Source organism: Bradyrhizobium arachidis, assembly GCF_024758505.1.
GTDB classification, from domain to species: Bacteria; Pseudomonadota; Alphaproteobacteria; order Rhizobiales; family Xanthobacteraceae; genus Bradyrhizobium; species Bradyrhizobium manausense_C.
Map to the genome: position 1 here is coordinate 4,875,075 of NZ_CP077970.1, position 12,593 is coordinate 4,887,667.

Consider the following 12,593-nt stretch of genomic DNA (forward strand, 5'->3'; position numbering starts at 1 on the left):
TTCGCGACAGGGCGGCTCCGGTTAGGATTTCGGCGCGTCTGGCAGCATCGTCTCTTCGGAATGGAGCTCGACCAATGACGACATTCGACAAGCGCGAGCAGGGGTTTGAAGCTAAATTCGCCCATGACGAAGAGCTGATGTTCAAGGTCATGGCGCGGTCGACCAAGCTGCTCGGGATGTGGGCGGCGGCCCAGCTCGGGCTCGGCGGAGGCGCGGCAGCGAACTACGCGACGGAGCTGGTGACGACCAATCTGGAGAGCCAGACCAGCGACGACATCGTCCGCAAGGTGGCCGCCGACCTCGCCGGCAAGGACGTGCCCGCCGAAGAGGTCGCGCGGAAGCTGCAGGAGTTTCAGCACCAGGCGCTGCAGCAGCTCGAGGCGAACGGGTAGGGGCTTTTGGCCGGTCCGTCAGTGATCGCGGCTTGGATTGCCGCGTGGACTTCCCTTTGGCGGATCGTGCGGGGCCTGCAGCCCGGCTTCGTCCTCGCGGTGGTCATCACGCTCGACGGCGCGCTGCAGCGCCTGTCCCTCGGCGACCAATTCGGCGTCGCCCACCATGTTTCCGATGATCCGCTTGGTGCGTCCTTCGACCTTCTCGTGAAATCGGGTCATCTGGCTCTCCCTTGCATGGGGGCAGGCGAGACCTTCCGTGCCCGGTGAATGCCGCGCTGATCGCTTCGTTCCGTCAGCGCGAAAACCATGCGGCGAACTGAGGAAGTTGCGCACTCCTGGAACAGGCGCCGAACGCAGAGGTTCGACTCCCGGCAGCAAAATCGACAGGAGAGGGCTGCTTGGACCTGGTAGCGATATCGGAAACGCTGGTTCGGCGGATGAGCGCGATCTCCGGGTTGACCGAAGAGGAACTCGCAGCGATTAGCGACCTGCCCATCACGGTCAGGAGATTTCCTCCCGATCACTCGATCGTGCGCGACGGCGACCGTCCGAGCGACTGCTGCTTGATTGCGAGCGGTTTCGGTGTGCGATCGAAGACGACGGCGAGCGGACAGCGGCAGATCCTGTCCATCCATATACCTGGGGAAATCCCTGACCTGCAGAGTCTGCATCTTCACGTCATGGAATGATCTCGTGACGTTGACCGAGTGTGTTCTGGGCTTCATCAGCCACACCGCTTTGCACAGCCTGAATCGCAGGCACCCCAAAATCGGCGAGCTGTTCTGGCGGGACTCGCTGATCGATGCCGCCATGTTCCGCGAGTGGATCGTGAACCTCGGCCAGCGGCCGGCGCCGAGCCGGCTTGCGCATGTCATGGCTGAGCTGCGTCAGCGGCTCAAGATCATTGGCCTGACCGATGGCCAAAGCTTTGAGATGCCGCTGACGCAGGAGCAAATCGGCGATGCACTCGGCATTACCCCGATCCACGCCAACCGCGTCATCAAGCAGCTCCGCGCCGAAAGCATCGTCGACATCAACCGCGGGCGGGTGACGATTCTTGACGACACCAAACTCCTGGAATTGGCCGATTTCGACGATCGTTACCTGCACCAGTCGCCCGATCTCTGAGCCGAACGCGATCCCGCACGGGATCGACTGCAAGTTCACATTAGTTAAGGACGGAAGCGCCGGTTCCACGCCACCATCGACACCTCAAACCGGGAGGCGTCGAGATGGCCAAGAGAAGTCGCAAGAAACAGAGCCTGTCGTTCGACGAACGCCTGCAACGCGCGGCCGATGAGGCTCGCGAAGCCGCCCGCAAGCTGCCGATCGGCCGCGAGCGCGATGCCCTCCTGAAGAAGGCCAAGCAAACCGAAACCGCGGCTCGCATCAATCTCTGGCTGACGTCTGCGGGCCTGCAATCGCCGAAATGACCCGTCGGCTGCCGGACCTCTCGCTATTCTGCGTGGTGGCGCGTTTCGCGGTCGCTCAGCCGGTCGACATAGGCGATGCCGATCGCCGAAACGATGAAGGTGATGTGGATGATCACCTGCCACATCACGCCCTGTTCGGTGTAGCCGGCGCGGCCCGAGCCGAGATTGCCGGCCTCGATGAAGGTGCGCAGCAGCGCGATCGAGGAGATGCCGATGATCGCCATCGCGAGCTTGATCTTGAGCACGCTCGCATTGACGTGGCCGAGCCATTCCGGCTCGTCGGGATGGCCCTGCAGGTCGAGGCGGGAGACGAAGGTCTCGTAGCCGCCGACGATCACCATCACGAGCAGGTTGGAGATCATCACGACGTCGATGAGCGCCAGTACGCTCATCATGATCTGCTGCTCGCTGAAATCGAGCGCGTGCCAGGAGAGGTGCCAGAGTTCCTTGACGAACAGCGCGATGTAGACGCATTGCGCGACAATCAGGCCGAGATAGAGCGGAAGCTGGAGCCAGCGCGAGCCGAAGATGATCATCGGCAGCGCGCGCAGGCGCCGGGAGGGAAGAAAGCGGGACGGGGGCGTCGTTTCGGGCTCAGCCGACATGCGGGCGATTTTCCACTCTTGGGTGTGACTCTTGGGTTTGACCTGGTTCCCATCTAGCCCGACAACATGGCTGACGAAAGACATGCCTCGCCTTATTGCCGCGCCTTGGCGTCGCGGCCGATGGCGCGGCATAGTGCCATCTTGGCGGGCGGAGCCTCTGTCGGAGGCAGGCAAGGATTGGGGCGAGATGCGGATCTTTTGGCTCGCGGGCACGATGATGGCCCTGCTGCTCGGCCTTGGCGTCGCAGACCTTGCCGCGCTGCCGCTGACGCCGTTTCGCTACGAGGAACAGGCGCAGCGCTATTGTCCGGGCGACAAGGTGGTGTGGCTGGATTTCAGGAAGGGCGTCTATTACCGGAAAGGCCAGAAGCTCTACGCCCAAGGATTCGACGGCAGCTTCGTTTGTCTGAACGAAGCCAAAAGCAGCGGCTTCCGCCGCTCGCTGCTGGGCGTGCGCTGAGCGCTATTTCGCGGTCGGCAGCTTCACCGGCACGTGCGGCGAGGTCGAGACCACTCGCGGACTTCCGTCGGGATAGGTGCGGCCCTTGATCAGCGATTCCAGGACCAGGAAGAATTTTTCGGCCAACATCTGCGTCACCCTCGTCGGTGAATGCCTCTTCGAATAAGTCGAGGCACGAGAGCGGGACATTCAATCAACTAAACGGGAGAAGGGCGGATACCGCCCAGTTATTCTCGCTGCAACGCAACAGCCGAATCCAAGACCTTGAAAGCGGGCATTCAGGCGAACGCCAGGACCACCAGGCTGGAGCAAAGCAGCACCAGGCCGCTTGCGGTCAATGCCAGAAAGCTGTCGGACACCAGGTCATGATTGCGCATAGGACACCTGTCGCTCTCGTCTTCAATGCTCGATCGGATTGATTAAAGTTTTCCGAACTTGCTCAATTGAAAGAGGTGATGCGTGTCGTCCCGCGCGAGGGCTTCAGGCTCTCGTGCGGTATCCTTCAAAGGCATGAGCCAGGAAGATCCCCGCGCTTACCAGGCCCATCAGTGCTGAAACCGTCTCGATCATCCCAATACTTTCGCAAACCACGTTGCGCCCCTGCACGGGCGAGAAAACGCGGACAACCTTGCACAGTCAAAAGGATTCCAGTGGCTTCCCTGACAATCGGGGTGGAGTGATGTTTTGGCGCAACAGCTTGTGCGAGACCGGGACAACAATTGCGGCGGCAACGGCCGGCTCCTCCGTAGATCAGCGGGGAGGCTGCGAAGGACTGGTTTACCATCTTGGCGCGATCGCGCCGCGCTCCCCATTTCCGCCGTGTTCGGGTTGCGATATCGTCGCCATTCCGAGCGGTGGTGGGCCGCTTCGGGCGATAACCGGCAGAAGGCCTTAATTGGGCACGCGTCCGGTGGAATGGTATTTGGGGCGAATGGGGATCCGACGGTCAGATTCGGTAATGCGGGCCGCGCGTGGCGTTGCGGCGGCCGCAACCTGTCTCGCGCTCGCCAATTGCGCGTCGTCCGGCAAGTTCGCAAGCCGCGTCGATCCGAAATATGGCGTCTCGTCGAGCCCCCGGGTGGTTGCCTGGGGCGACCCCGTGCCGAAGGGCGGCGGCACCTATCGCGTCGGCAAGCCCTATGTGGTGGCCGGCAAGACCTATGTTCCGGAGGAAGACTCTAACTACCGTGCCGAGGGCATGGCCTCCTGGTATGGCGACGACTTCCATGGCCGCCTGACCGCCAATGGCGAAGTCTTCGATATGACGTCGCTGACCGCGGCGCATCCGACCCTGCCGATGCCGTCCTACGCCCGGGTCACCAACCTCTCGAACGGCAAGTCGCTGGTCGTCCGCGTCAATGACCGCGGCCCCTACCACGCCAACCGCCTCATCGACGTCTCGAACAAGGCGGCTGAACTCCTTGAATTCAAAGGCAATGGCGTCGCGAAGGTCCGGGTCGAATATGTCGGCCGCGCACCGCTGGAGGGCTCCGACGACCGCCAGTTGATGGCGACCCTGCGCACCGGCGTTCCGGCACCGACACCCTCCATGGTCCGCGTTGCTTCGGCAAAACCGTTCGTTCCGGAGCTGGCCTCCTCGCGCGGGGCGATCCGAGGCGAGGTTCCGATGCCGGAGGGCCGTCCCTACAACCTCGGCAACACCTCGGCCGACGTCGCCTCGATCAACGCGACCTCGGAAATGTCGGCCTCGAGCCGCAGCCGGGGACGGGCGCTCCAGAATGCGCGCGCGGTGTCCTATGATCAGGACGGCCGCTACACCGCCGAAACCGGTCCCGCATCCGCCTATGTCTCCAGCGGCGCGGCGGAGGCCGCCGGCATCCTGAGCGGCCGCGGGCTCTACTGACCCGACGCCTCCTTTAGGAACTTCACCAGCGCGCTGTTGACCTCGTCGGGTTGCTCCTGCTGCACCCAATGGCCGGCGCCCTCGATGATCAGTTTGCGCGTGAGATTCGGCAGCACGAGCTCGAGCTTGTTGACGAGCTTCGATCCGATCAGGCCCGTGACCACGGCATCCTTCGACCCCGCGATGAACAGCGACGGCTGATGGATCTGCGCGTCCTGCCAGGGTGCGGTCAGCTCCCAGTTGCGATCGAGATTGCGGTACCAGTTCAGGCCGCCGCGGAAGCCGGACTTGCGATAGATCTCGGTGAAGTAGGCAAGGTCCGACTCGGATAGCCAGGCCGGAAGCGGCTCGGTGTTGGTCGCGTGGCCGAGGAATCCCTTTCCCTCTTGCACGAACATGGCGCCATCAGGATCGGCAAGGCCGCGCCCGCCGAGCACGGTACGCATGGTACGGGCGACGTCGCGCTCGAGCTCGGCCTCGGCCACGCCCGGCGTCTGAAAATACTGCCAGTAGAAATTGGTGATGCCGTTCTGGCGCAGGAGGTCGAGCGGTCTGCCGCGTCCGCGCAGCGGCGGCGGCACGCTCAAGCCCGCCACGGCCGTGAAGATGTCGGGGCGGAACAGGGCGGCGTGCCAGGCAACCGGCGCGCCCCAGTCGTGGCCGACGACCATGGCCTTGGTCTCGCCGAGCGCCTGCACCAGGCCGACGACGTCGCCGACGGTGTCGAAGATGGAATAGGCCGAAACGTCCGATGGCGACGCGCTCTGGCCGAAGCCCCGCATGTCGGGCGCGACGACGTGGAAGCCTGCCGCCGCGATCGCGGGAATCTGGTGGCGCCAGGAGTAGGACAGTTCCGGCCAGCCATGGCAGAGAACGACAAGTGGCCCCTGGCCTTCCTCCCGGACGAAGAAATCGATCCCGTTGGCCGTGATCATGCGCGAGGAGGACATCGCTTTTCCGCCTTGTTTCAGGGGTTTGGTCTGATTTCGTGACGTGTCACGATAGGGACCTCGACCGGGCCGCGCAATCTCCGGGTGATGACGCGGCTCCGCGTGTTGTTTGCCCCGGTTCCAACTGTTAGAACGCCGCTCTCAGGGCTTCGCCATGGCATTTCGCGCTCTTCAAATCCGCCGACCGGGACAGGCCGCCCGGTGGCTCGCGCGCGGGCTCGTCGCAGCCGCCGTCACCGCGAGCCTCGGCTGGGGCGGGATGCTGTACGCCGCCAATCAGAGCGTGCAGGGGGCAGTCAAGAAGGAAGACGCCGGTTTCGACGGCGACGCCCCGAACGCGATCCTGATCGAGGCCACGAGCGGCAGCGTGCTGTTCGAGAAGAACGCCGACGAGCTGCGCGCACCCTCCAGCATGATGAAGATGATGACCGCCGAAGTCGTCTTCAACGCCATCAAGAAAGGCGACATCAAGCTCACAGACGAATACCGGATCAGCGAGAACGCCTGGCGTCGTGGTGGCGCGCCCTCCGGCGGCTCGACCATGTTTGCCGCCATCAACAGCAAGGTGTCGGTCGACGATCTCCTGCATGGCGCGATCATCCAGAGCGGCAATGACGCCTGTATCGCGCTTGCCGAGGGATTGGCCGGCAATGAGCGCATTTTTGCCACCGATTTCATGACCAAGCGCGCCCGCGAGCTTGGGCTTGCGAAGTCGACCTTTGGCAATTCGAACGGGCTGCCCGATCCCGCCAACAAGATGACGGTGCGCGAGATTGGCATGCTCGCGCGTCACATCATCCTGTCCTATCCGGACTTCTACAAACTGTTCGGGGAGAAGGAATTCACCTGGAACAAGATCCGGCAGCCGAACCGCAATCCGCTGCTCAACGCGCTCGAAGGCGCCGATGGCCTGAAGACCGGCTACACCAAGGAAGGTGGCTACGGCATGGCCGGCTCGGCCGTGCAGAACGGCACGCGGCTCATCGTCGTCATCAACGGCATGGAGGACGCAGAGGATCGCGCCACCGAGGCCAAGAAGATGCTGGAATGGGGTTTTCGCAATTTCGAGACGCGCACCTTGATCGCGGCCGAGCAGCAGGTCGGCTACGCAAAGGTGTTCGGCGGCGAGAGCCGTTCCGTGAAGCTCGTGGCCAAGACGCCGGTCAAGGTCATGGTGCACAAGAACGGCAGCGACAAGCTCATTGCACGCATCGTCTATAGCGGGCCGGTGCGGGCGCCGATCGAGGCGGGGCAAAAGGTGGGCGTGGTGCGGGTCTGGCGCAGCGGCAGTATCGCGGTGGAGACGCCGGTGTATGCCGCTGAAGCCGTCGGCACCGGCTCGACCGTGCGCCGGGCGATCGACGGGGCGAGCGAGCTCGTGATCGGCATGTTCCGCGCGGGCGCCGAGAAGCTCTGACCATGAGTGAGATTGCCGTGAAGCCGCCGTCCGGGCGCGGACGATTCATCACCTTTGAAGGCGGCGAGGGGTCGGGCAAATCGACCCAGATCAAAAAGCTCGCCGACCGGCTCAATGCGACCAAGCTCCGGACCATCGTGACGCGCGAGCCGGGCGGCTCACCGGGCGCCGAAATCATGCGGCACCTCGTGCTGTCGGGCATGGGCAAGCTGCTCGGGCCCGACGCCGAGACGCTGCTGTTTGCGGCTGCGCGCGACGACCATGTCCGCACCGTGATCCAGCCTGCGCTCAACCAGGGTACCTGGGTGCTGTGCGACCGCTTCTCCGATTCCACGCGCGCCTATCAGGGCAGCCTCGGCAGCGTGCCGGCCGGGATCATCAACGCCATGCAGCGGGTGACGATCGGCGATCTCAAGCCGGACCTCACCATCATCCTGGACCTGCCGGTCGAGATCGGCCTGCAGCGCGCCGCCACGCGCCGCGGCGGTGCGACGCCTGACCGGTTCGAGGGCGAGAATTTGCAGTTCCACCGCAATCTGCGCGAGGCCTATCGCAAGATCGCGGCGGACGATCCCGAACGTTGCGTGCTGATTGATGCCAATGCCGACCCCGATACGGTCGCAGGCCGCGTCTGGACCGCGCTGCGCGATCGCGTCCTCGCCAGAACAAATTCGGCAGCGCCCGCATGAGCCCACGCAAGAGCGAAAGCGAGGCCGTCGTTCCACATCCGCGCGAGACCAGCCGTCTGTTTGGTCATCGCGAGGCCGAGTCGGTGCTGCTCGAGGCCTACCGCAGCGGACGTATTCCGCATGCCTGGCTGATCGGTGGACCGCTAGGCATCGGCAAGGCGACGCTGGCCTACCGGATGGCGCGCTTCGTGCTCGTCCACGGCGAGCCGCACGCGCCATCGGTGCAACGCGCCGAAAGCCTGGACGTCGATCCCAACGACGCCGTCGCGCGCCAGATCGCCGCCAGCTCGCATGGCGGGCTGCTGACGCTGGAGCGCACGGCCAACGACCGCGGCGTTATGCGCACGGTGATCACCGTCGACGAGACGCGGGAGACCATTTCATTCTTCGGCTCGACGGCGGCAGCCGAAGGCTGGCGCGTCTGCATCGTCGATACCGTCGACGAACTCAATCCGAATGCGGCGAACGCGCTTTTGAAGATTCTGGAGGAGCCGCCGCAGCGATCGCTGTTCCTGCTGGTCAGCCACGCGCCGGCCCGCGTGCTGGCCACGATCCAGTCGCGCTGCCGCAAGCTGCGGCTGCGGCCGCTGTCGACCGACGACGTGATCCGGGCTGCCGCCAGCGCGGGCGATCTCGACGCCGGCGATCCGGCGTTGCGCGAGGTGGCCTCCTCGGCCGAGGGCAGCGTGGCGCGCGCGCTGACGCTGCTCGGCGGCGAAGCGCTGAAACTTCAGCAGCGCACGGCGGCGATGCTCGCAATGCTGCCGCAGGTCGATCCGCGCGAGTTGCATACGCTCGGGGATTCGCTGCCGATCAGCGACCGGGTGGCGCTCGCGGCCTTCATCGACGGCATCGATCGCTGGATCGCCGAGCGCCTGCATGCCGACGAAGCGAGTGCCAACCAGAACCTGCCGCGCCTTGCACGGCTGGCGGAGGTATGGGAAAAGATAGTCCGCGCCGCGCGCGACACCGAAACCTACAATCTGGAGCGGAAGCCGCTGGTTTTTTCGGTGTTCGGCTGGCTTGCGGACGCAACGCGCTAGAGCGTTTTCCAGCGAAGTGGACACCGGTTCGCGTCAAGAAAACGCGTCAAAACAAGAATCTAGAGCTTCCGTTCCGATTCTAGCGGAACGGAAAAAGCTCTAGGCGCTTTGGTTTCCAAATTTTCGAACTGTGAAGGAATTCGTGGTGGCCACGCGAGCTAAGAAAACTGTCAAACGCAAGAGCGGCAAGGCGTCAGCCAAGAAGACGACCAAGAAGGCTGCGAAGGCCCGCGCGCGCACGGCTGCGAAAAAAACCAAAAAGTCCGCCGCCAAGAAGGCGAAGAAGACCAAGGCGCGTGTCACCAAGAAGGGGCGCAAGGCCAGCAAGACGACAGCGAAGAAGCAGGTCGTAGCCAAGAAAGCAGCCAAGAAAAAAGCTGCGAGCGAGAAAACGGCCAAGAAGGCTAAGCGGCCCGCCAAGGTGGTTGCCAAGAAGCCGAGGGTGAGCGCGCCCATGGTCGCACCGACGCCGGCTCCGGTCGCTGTTCCAGCACCTGCGAAGCCGAAGGCGCCCCGCTCGCCCGTGAAGAAGGTGGCCGCCGCTCCGCAAGCCGTGGCTCCCAAGGCGGCGCCCGCGCGCGGCAATGCGTTCTACATCACGACCGCGATCGCCTATCCCAACGGCCATCCGCATATCGGTCACGCCTATGAAGCGATCGCAACCGACGTACTGGCGCGTTTTGCGCGGCTCGACGGCAAGGACGTGTTTTTCCTCACCGGCACCGATGAGCACGGCCTTAAGATGGTCCAGACCGCTCAGAATGAAGGGTTGACGGCCTCGGCGCTCGCTGCCCGCAATGCCGGTCGTTTCAAGGAGATGGACGAGCGGCTCAACGTGTCGTTCGACCGCTTCATCCGCACCACCGAAGAGCAACACCATCGCTCCAGCCAGGAAATCTGGCGGCGCATGGAGGCGAATGGTGACATCTACAGCGACACCTATGCCGGCTGGTACTCGGTGCGCGACGAAGCCTATTACGCCGAGGACGAAACGCGTCTCAACGACGACGGTGTGCGGCTCGGACCGCAGGGCACGCCGGTCGAGTGGGTCGAGGAGAAGAGCTATTTCTTCCGCCTGTCGGCGTATGCCGACAGGCTGCTCAAGCTGTACGCGGAGCATCCCGATTTCATCGGCCCGGACTCGCGCAAGAACGAGGTGGTGAGCTTCGTCAAGGGCGGCCTGCGTGACCTCTCGATATCGCGCACCACCTTCGACTGGGGCGTCAAGGTGCCCGGTGACGAAGAGCACGTGATGTATGTCTGGGTCGACGCACTCACCAACTATATCACCGGCGTCGGCTTCCCCGACGAGGGCAACGGCAATTGGCGCTACTGGCCGGCCGACGTACATATCATCGGCAAGGACATCATCCGCTTCCACGCGGTGTACTGGCCGGCGTTCCTGATGTCCGCCGGCATTCCGTTGCCGAAGCGGGTCTATGCGCACGGCTTCCTGTTCAACAGGGGCGAGAAGATGTCGAAGTCGGTCGGCAATGTCGTCGACCCCTTCAATCTCGCCGACCAGTACGGCGTCGACCAGATGCGCTATTTCTTCCTGCGCGAGGTGCCGTTCGGGCAGGACGGCAATTACAACCATGAGGCCATCGTCGCGCGCATCAACGCCGACCTCGCCAACGACCTCGGCAATCTCGCGCAACGTTCGCTGTCGATGATCGCAAAGCAGCTCAGCGGCGTGTTGCCCGAGCCCGGCGACTACAGCGACAACGACAAGGCGATTCTGGCCCAGGCCGACGGTATGGTCGGACTTGCGCGCGAGGCCATGGCGACCCAGCAGATCCATCAATGGCTGAACGCGGTCTGGGCCATCGTCGCCGAGGCCAACCGCTATTTTGCCGGTGAGGCGCCCTGGGCGCTCGCCAAGACCGATCCCGTCAGGCAGAAGACGGTGCTCTACGTCACCGCCGAAGTCGTGCGCCAGATCGCGATCCTGGCCCAGCCCGCGATGCCCGCGGCATCGAGCAAGCTGCTCGACAGCCTCGGCGTCCCCGAAGGCGAGCGCGACTTTGCGATGCTCGGTGGTGCGAAGCGGATTGCGCCCGGCACCACCTTACCTGCGCCGACACCGGCGTTCCCGCGCTATATCGAGCCGGCGCCTGAGGCGTCCTGACGATGTTGGTCGACAGCCACTGCCATCTGGATTTTCCGGACTTTTCGGATGATCTCGACGGGATCGTGTCGCGCGCGGCCGCGGCCGGGGTCGGCCGCATGGTCACGATCTCGACGCGAGTGCGCAAGCTCGACCAGCTTCTCGCCATCGCCGCCCGTTACGATAACGTCTATTGCTCCGTCGGCACCCATCCGCACAATGCCGACGAGGAAGACGGCATTTCGCCGGATGAGCTGATTGCGCTGACGAATCATCCCAAGGTCGTCGCGCTCGGCGAAGCCGGCCTCGATTATTTCTACGACAACGGCTCACCGGAGGCACAGGCGAGGGGCTTTCGCGCGCATATCGCGGCCGCACGCGCGACAGGCTTGCCGCTCGTGATCCATACGCGCGATGCGGACGAGGACTGCGCGCGCATTCTCGAGGAAGAGGCGGCCAACGGATCGTTTCGCGCCGTGCTGCATTGTTACACGGGCGGGCGCGAGCTGGCGATGAAGGCGATTTCGCTGGGTCTTTACATCGGCTTCACGGGCATCTTGACCTTCAAGAAGTCGGAGACTCTGCGCACGCTTGCGGCCGAGCTGCCGGCCGATCGCATTCTGGTGGAGACGGACTCGCCTTACCTTGCGCCGGGCAAATTCCGCGGCAAGCGCAACGAGCCCGCCTATGTGGTTGAGGTCGCCAAGGTGTTGGCGGAAACGCGGGGCGTGTCGCTCGAGGAGGTCTCGCGCCAGACGACCGAGAACTTCTTCCGCCTGTTCTCCAAGGTGGGAGCTTCCGCATGACGCTGACATTGACGATCCTGGGCTGCGGCTCCTCCGCCGGCGTGCCGCGCCCGGCGCTCGGCTGGGGCGCCTGCGACCCCAACAATCCCAAGAACCGCCGCCGTCGCTGCTCGCTACTGGTCGAACAGACCTCCAATCACGGCACCACGCGCATCGTGATCGACACCTCGCCGGACTTGCGCGAGCAGTTGATCTCCACCAATGTCGATCACATCGACGCGGTGTTCTTGACCCACGAGCATGCCGACCAGACCCACGGCATGGACGATCTGCGCTCCGTCGTGCTGCACATGCGCCGGCGCATTCCGACCTATTTCAACCAGTCGACCGCGAAGGATATCATGGCGCGGTTCTCCTATTGCTTCATCTCGCCGGAAGGCAGCGACTATCCGCCGATCCTCGACCGGCATTCGATCGAGGCCGGCCACAGCCAGGCGATCAGGGGCAAGGGCGGGGAAGTGACGATGACAGCCTTCCTGGTGCAGCACGGCAATATCCCCGCGCTCGGCTACCGGATCGGAAACGCCGCGTACACGCCAGATCTCAACGACATCCCGCGCGAAAGCTGGGGGGCGCTGGAAGGCCTCGACGTCTGGATCGTGGACGGCCTGCGTTACACCGGCCACCCCAGCCATTTCAGCATCAATGACGCGCTGTCCTGGATCGAGCGCTTCAAGCCCAAGCGGGCCGTCATCACCAATATGACCGCCGACGTCGACTATGAAGTGCTGCGGCAAAGCCTGCCTGCGGGCGTCGTACCGGCCTATGACGACATGCGGATTGACGTCTCAGCCTGATCGCGTCCTGTGGAACCCGCGAAGCAT

At 64.0% G+C, this 12,593-nt stretch carries 16 protein-coding genes; 12 read left to right on the forward strand and 4 right to left on the reverse strand.

What is annotated here, in order from left to right:
* Nucleotides 1-74 precede the first annotated feature (74 nt).
* Complete coding sequence (locus KUF59_RS22495; protein ID WP_212461129.1) at nt 75-392, forward strand: DUF1476 domain-containing protein; 318 nt, start codon at nt 75-77, stop codon at nt 390-392.
* 18 nt (nt 393-410) lie between these two features.
* On the opposite strand, the gene KUF59_RS22500 is transcribed toward KUF59_RS22495, so the two are convergent.
* Complete coding sequence (locus KUF59_RS22500; RefSeq protein WP_258767175.1) at nt 411-614, reverse strand: hypothetical protein; 204 nt, start codon at nt 612-614, stop codon at nt 411-413.
* Between the two features lie 179 nt (nt 615-793).
* Here KUF59_RS22500 and KUF59_RS22505 point away from each other — a divergent pair, with 179 nt between their 5' ends.
* The 3 genes from KUF59_RS22505 (at nt 794) to KUF59_RS22515 (ending at nt 1,828) form a co-directional block, all read left to right on the forward strand.
* A complete protein-coding gene (locus KUF59_RS22505) occupies nt 794-1,084 on the forward strand; it encodes a cyclic nucleotide-binding domain-containing protein (protein WP_249140629.1) in 291 nt (96 codons plus the stop codon).
* A 4-nt stretch (nt 1,085-1,088) separates the two neighbouring features.
* Nucleotides 1,089-1,523: a Crp/Fnr family transcriptional regulator gene (locus KUF59_RS22510; protein ID WP_258767176.1), complete on the forward strand. Its 435-nt coding sequence runs from the start codon at nt 1,089-1,091 to the stop codon at nt 1,521-1,523.
* Nucleotides 1,524-1,627: 104 nt separating this feature from the next.
* On the forward strand, nt 1,628-1,828 hold the full coding sequence (locus KUF59_RS22515) for a hypothetical protein (RefSeq protein ID WP_212461131.1): 201 nt from the start codon (nt 1,628-1,630) through the stop codon (nt 1,826-1,828).
* A 23-nt stretch (nt 1,829-1,851) separates the two neighbouring features.
* Here KUF59_RS22515 and KUF59_RS22520 read toward each other — a convergent pair whose 3' ends face one another.
* A complete protein-coding gene (locus tag KUF59_RS22520; protein ID WP_212461132.1) occupies nt 1,852-2,433 on the reverse strand; it encodes a TIGR00645 family protein in 582 nt (193 codons plus the stop codon).
* A 214-nt stretch (nt 2,434-2,647) separates the two neighbouring features.
* Between KUF59_RS22520 and KUF59_RS22525 the strand changes: the two genes are divergently transcribed.
* Nucleotides 2,648-2,893 carry a hypothetical protein gene (locus KUF59_RS22525; RefSeq protein ID WP_258767177.1) on the forward strand — a complete coding sequence of 82 codons (246 nt, stop codon included), beginning with the start codon at nt 2,648-2,650 and terminating at the stop codon, nt 2,891-2,893.
* Between the two features lie 3 nt (nt 2,894-2,896).
* On the opposite strand, the gene KUF59_RS22530 is transcribed toward KUF59_RS22525, so the two are convergent.
* Nucleotides 2,897-3,022, reverse strand: a complete 126-nt coding sequence (locus KUF59_RS22530) for a hypothetical protein (RefSeq protein WP_258767178.1) — start codon at nt 3,020-3,022, stop codon at nt 2,897-2,899.
* Between the two features lie 829 nt (nt 3,023-3,851).
* Here KUF59_RS22530 and KUF59_RS22535 point away from each other — a divergent pair.
* On the forward strand, nt 3,852-4,757 hold the full coding sequence (locus tag KUF59_RS22535) for a septal ring lytic transglycosylase RlpA family protein (RefSeq protein ID WP_258767180.1): 906 nt from the start codon (nt 3,852-3,854) through the stop codon (nt 4,755-4,757).
* On the opposite strand, the gene KUF59_RS22540 is transcribed toward KUF59_RS22535, so the two are convergent.
* Complete coding sequence (locus KUF59_RS22540) at nt 4,751-5,707, reverse strand: alpha/beta fold hydrolase (RefSeq protein WP_212461135.1); 957 nt, start codon at nt 5,705-5,707, stop codon at nt 4,751-4,753. The genes KUF59_RS22535 and KUF59_RS22540 overlap by 7 nt on opposite strands.
* Nucleotides 5,708-5,861: 154 nt before the next feature.
* On the opposite strand from KUF59_RS22540, the gene KUF59_RS22545 reads away from it, so the two are divergent.
* From KUF59_RS22545 to KUF59_RS22570, 6 genes are all read left to right on the forward strand, one after another.
* Complete coding sequence (locus tag KUF59_RS22545) at nt 5,862-7,124, forward strand: D-alanyl-D-alanine carboxypeptidase family protein (protein WP_212461136.1); 1,263 nt, start codon at nt 5,862-5,864, stop codon at nt 7,122-7,124.
* A 2-nt stretch (nt 7,125-7,126) separates the two neighbouring features.
* Complete coding sequence (gene tmk / locus KUF59_RS22550) at nt 7,127-7,813, forward strand: dTMP kinase (protein ID WP_212461137.1); 687 nt, start codon at nt 7,127-7,129, stop codon at nt 7,811-7,813.
* Entirely contained in the window at nt 7,810-8,856 is a 1,047-nt protein-coding gene (locus KUF59_RS22555) for a DNA polymerase III subunit delta' (protein WP_212461138.1), read from the forward strand. Before tmk ends, KUF59_RS22555 begins: the two co-directional genes overlap by 4 nt.
* A 145-nt stretch (nt 8,857-9,001) precedes the next feature.
* A complete protein-coding gene (metG, locus tag KUF59_RS22560; protein WP_212461139.1) occupies nt 9,002-10,984 on the forward strand; it encodes a methionine--tRNA ligase in 1,983 nt (660 codons plus the stop codon).
* A 2-nt stretch (nt 10,985-10,986) separates the two neighbouring features.
* Nucleotides 10,987-11,769 carry a TatD family hydrolase gene (locus KUF59_RS22565; protein WP_212461140.1) on the forward strand — a complete coding sequence of 261 codons (783 nt, stop codon included), beginning with the start codon at nt 10,987-10,989 and terminating at the stop codon, nt 11,767-11,769.
* A complete protein-coding gene (locus tag KUF59_RS22570; protein WP_212461141.1) occupies nt 11,766-12,566 on the forward strand; it encodes an MBL fold metallo-hydrolase in 801 nt (266 codons plus the stop codon). The genes KUF59_RS22565 and KUF59_RS22570 overlap by 4 nt, the downstream gene beginning before the upstream one ends.
* Nucleotides 12,567-12,593: the final 27 nt, after the last annotated feature.

Bases quoted from the DNA above. Each gene is read 5' to 3' on its own strand.
- KUF59_RS22495 (WP_212461129.1), top strand. From the start codon at position 75: ATGACGACATTCGACAAGCGCGAGCAGGGGTTTGAAGCTAAATTCGCC.
- KUF59_RS22500 (WP_258767175.1), bottom strand. From the start codon at position 614: ATGACCCGATTTCACGAGAAGGTCGAAGGACGCACCAAGCGGATCATC.
- KUF59_RS22515 (WP_212461131.1), top strand. From the start codon at position 1,628: ATGGCCAAGAGAAGTCGCAAGAAACAGAGCCTGTCGTTCGACGAACGC.
- KUF59_RS22520 (WP_212461132.1), bottom strand. From the start codon at position 2,433: ATGTCGGCTGAGCCCGAAACGACGCCCCCGTCCCGCTTTCTTCCCTCC.
- KUF59_RS22525 (WP_258767177.1), top strand. From the start codon at position 2,648: ATGATGGCCCTGCTGCTCGGCCTTGGCGTCGCAGACCTTGCCGCGCTG.
- KUF59_RS22530 (WP_258767178.1), bottom strand. From the start codon at position 3,022: ATGTTGGCCGAAAAATTCTTCCTGGTCCTGGAATCGCTGATCAAGGGC.
- KUF59_RS22535 (WP_258767180.1), top strand. From the start codon at position 3,852: ATGCGGGCCGCGCGTGGCGTTGCGGCGGCCGCAACCTGTCTCGCGCTC.
- KUF59_RS22540 (WP_212461135.1), bottom strand. From the start codon at position 5,707: ATGTCCTCCTCGCGCATGATCACGGCCAACGGGATCGATTTCTTCGTC.
- KUF59_RS22545 (WP_212461136.1), top strand. From the start codon at position 5,862: ATGGCATTTCGCGCTCTTCAAATCCGCCGACCGGGACAGGCCGCCCGG.
- tmk (WP_212461137.1), top strand. From the start codon at position 7,127: ATGAGTGAGATTGCCGTGAAGCCGCCGTCCGGGCGCGGACGATTCATC.
- KUF59_RS22555 (WP_212461138.1), top strand. From the start codon at position 7,810: ATGAGCCCACGCAAGAGCGAAAGCGAGGCCGTCGTTCCACATCCGCGC.
- KUF59_RS22565 (WP_212461140.1), top strand. From the start codon at position 10,987: ATGTTGGTCGACAGCCACTGCCATCTGGATTTTCCGGACTTTTCGGAT.
- KUF59_RS22570 (WP_212461141.1), top strand. From the start codon at position 11,766: ATGACGCTGACATTGACGATCCTGGGCTGCGGCTCCTCCGCCGGCGTG.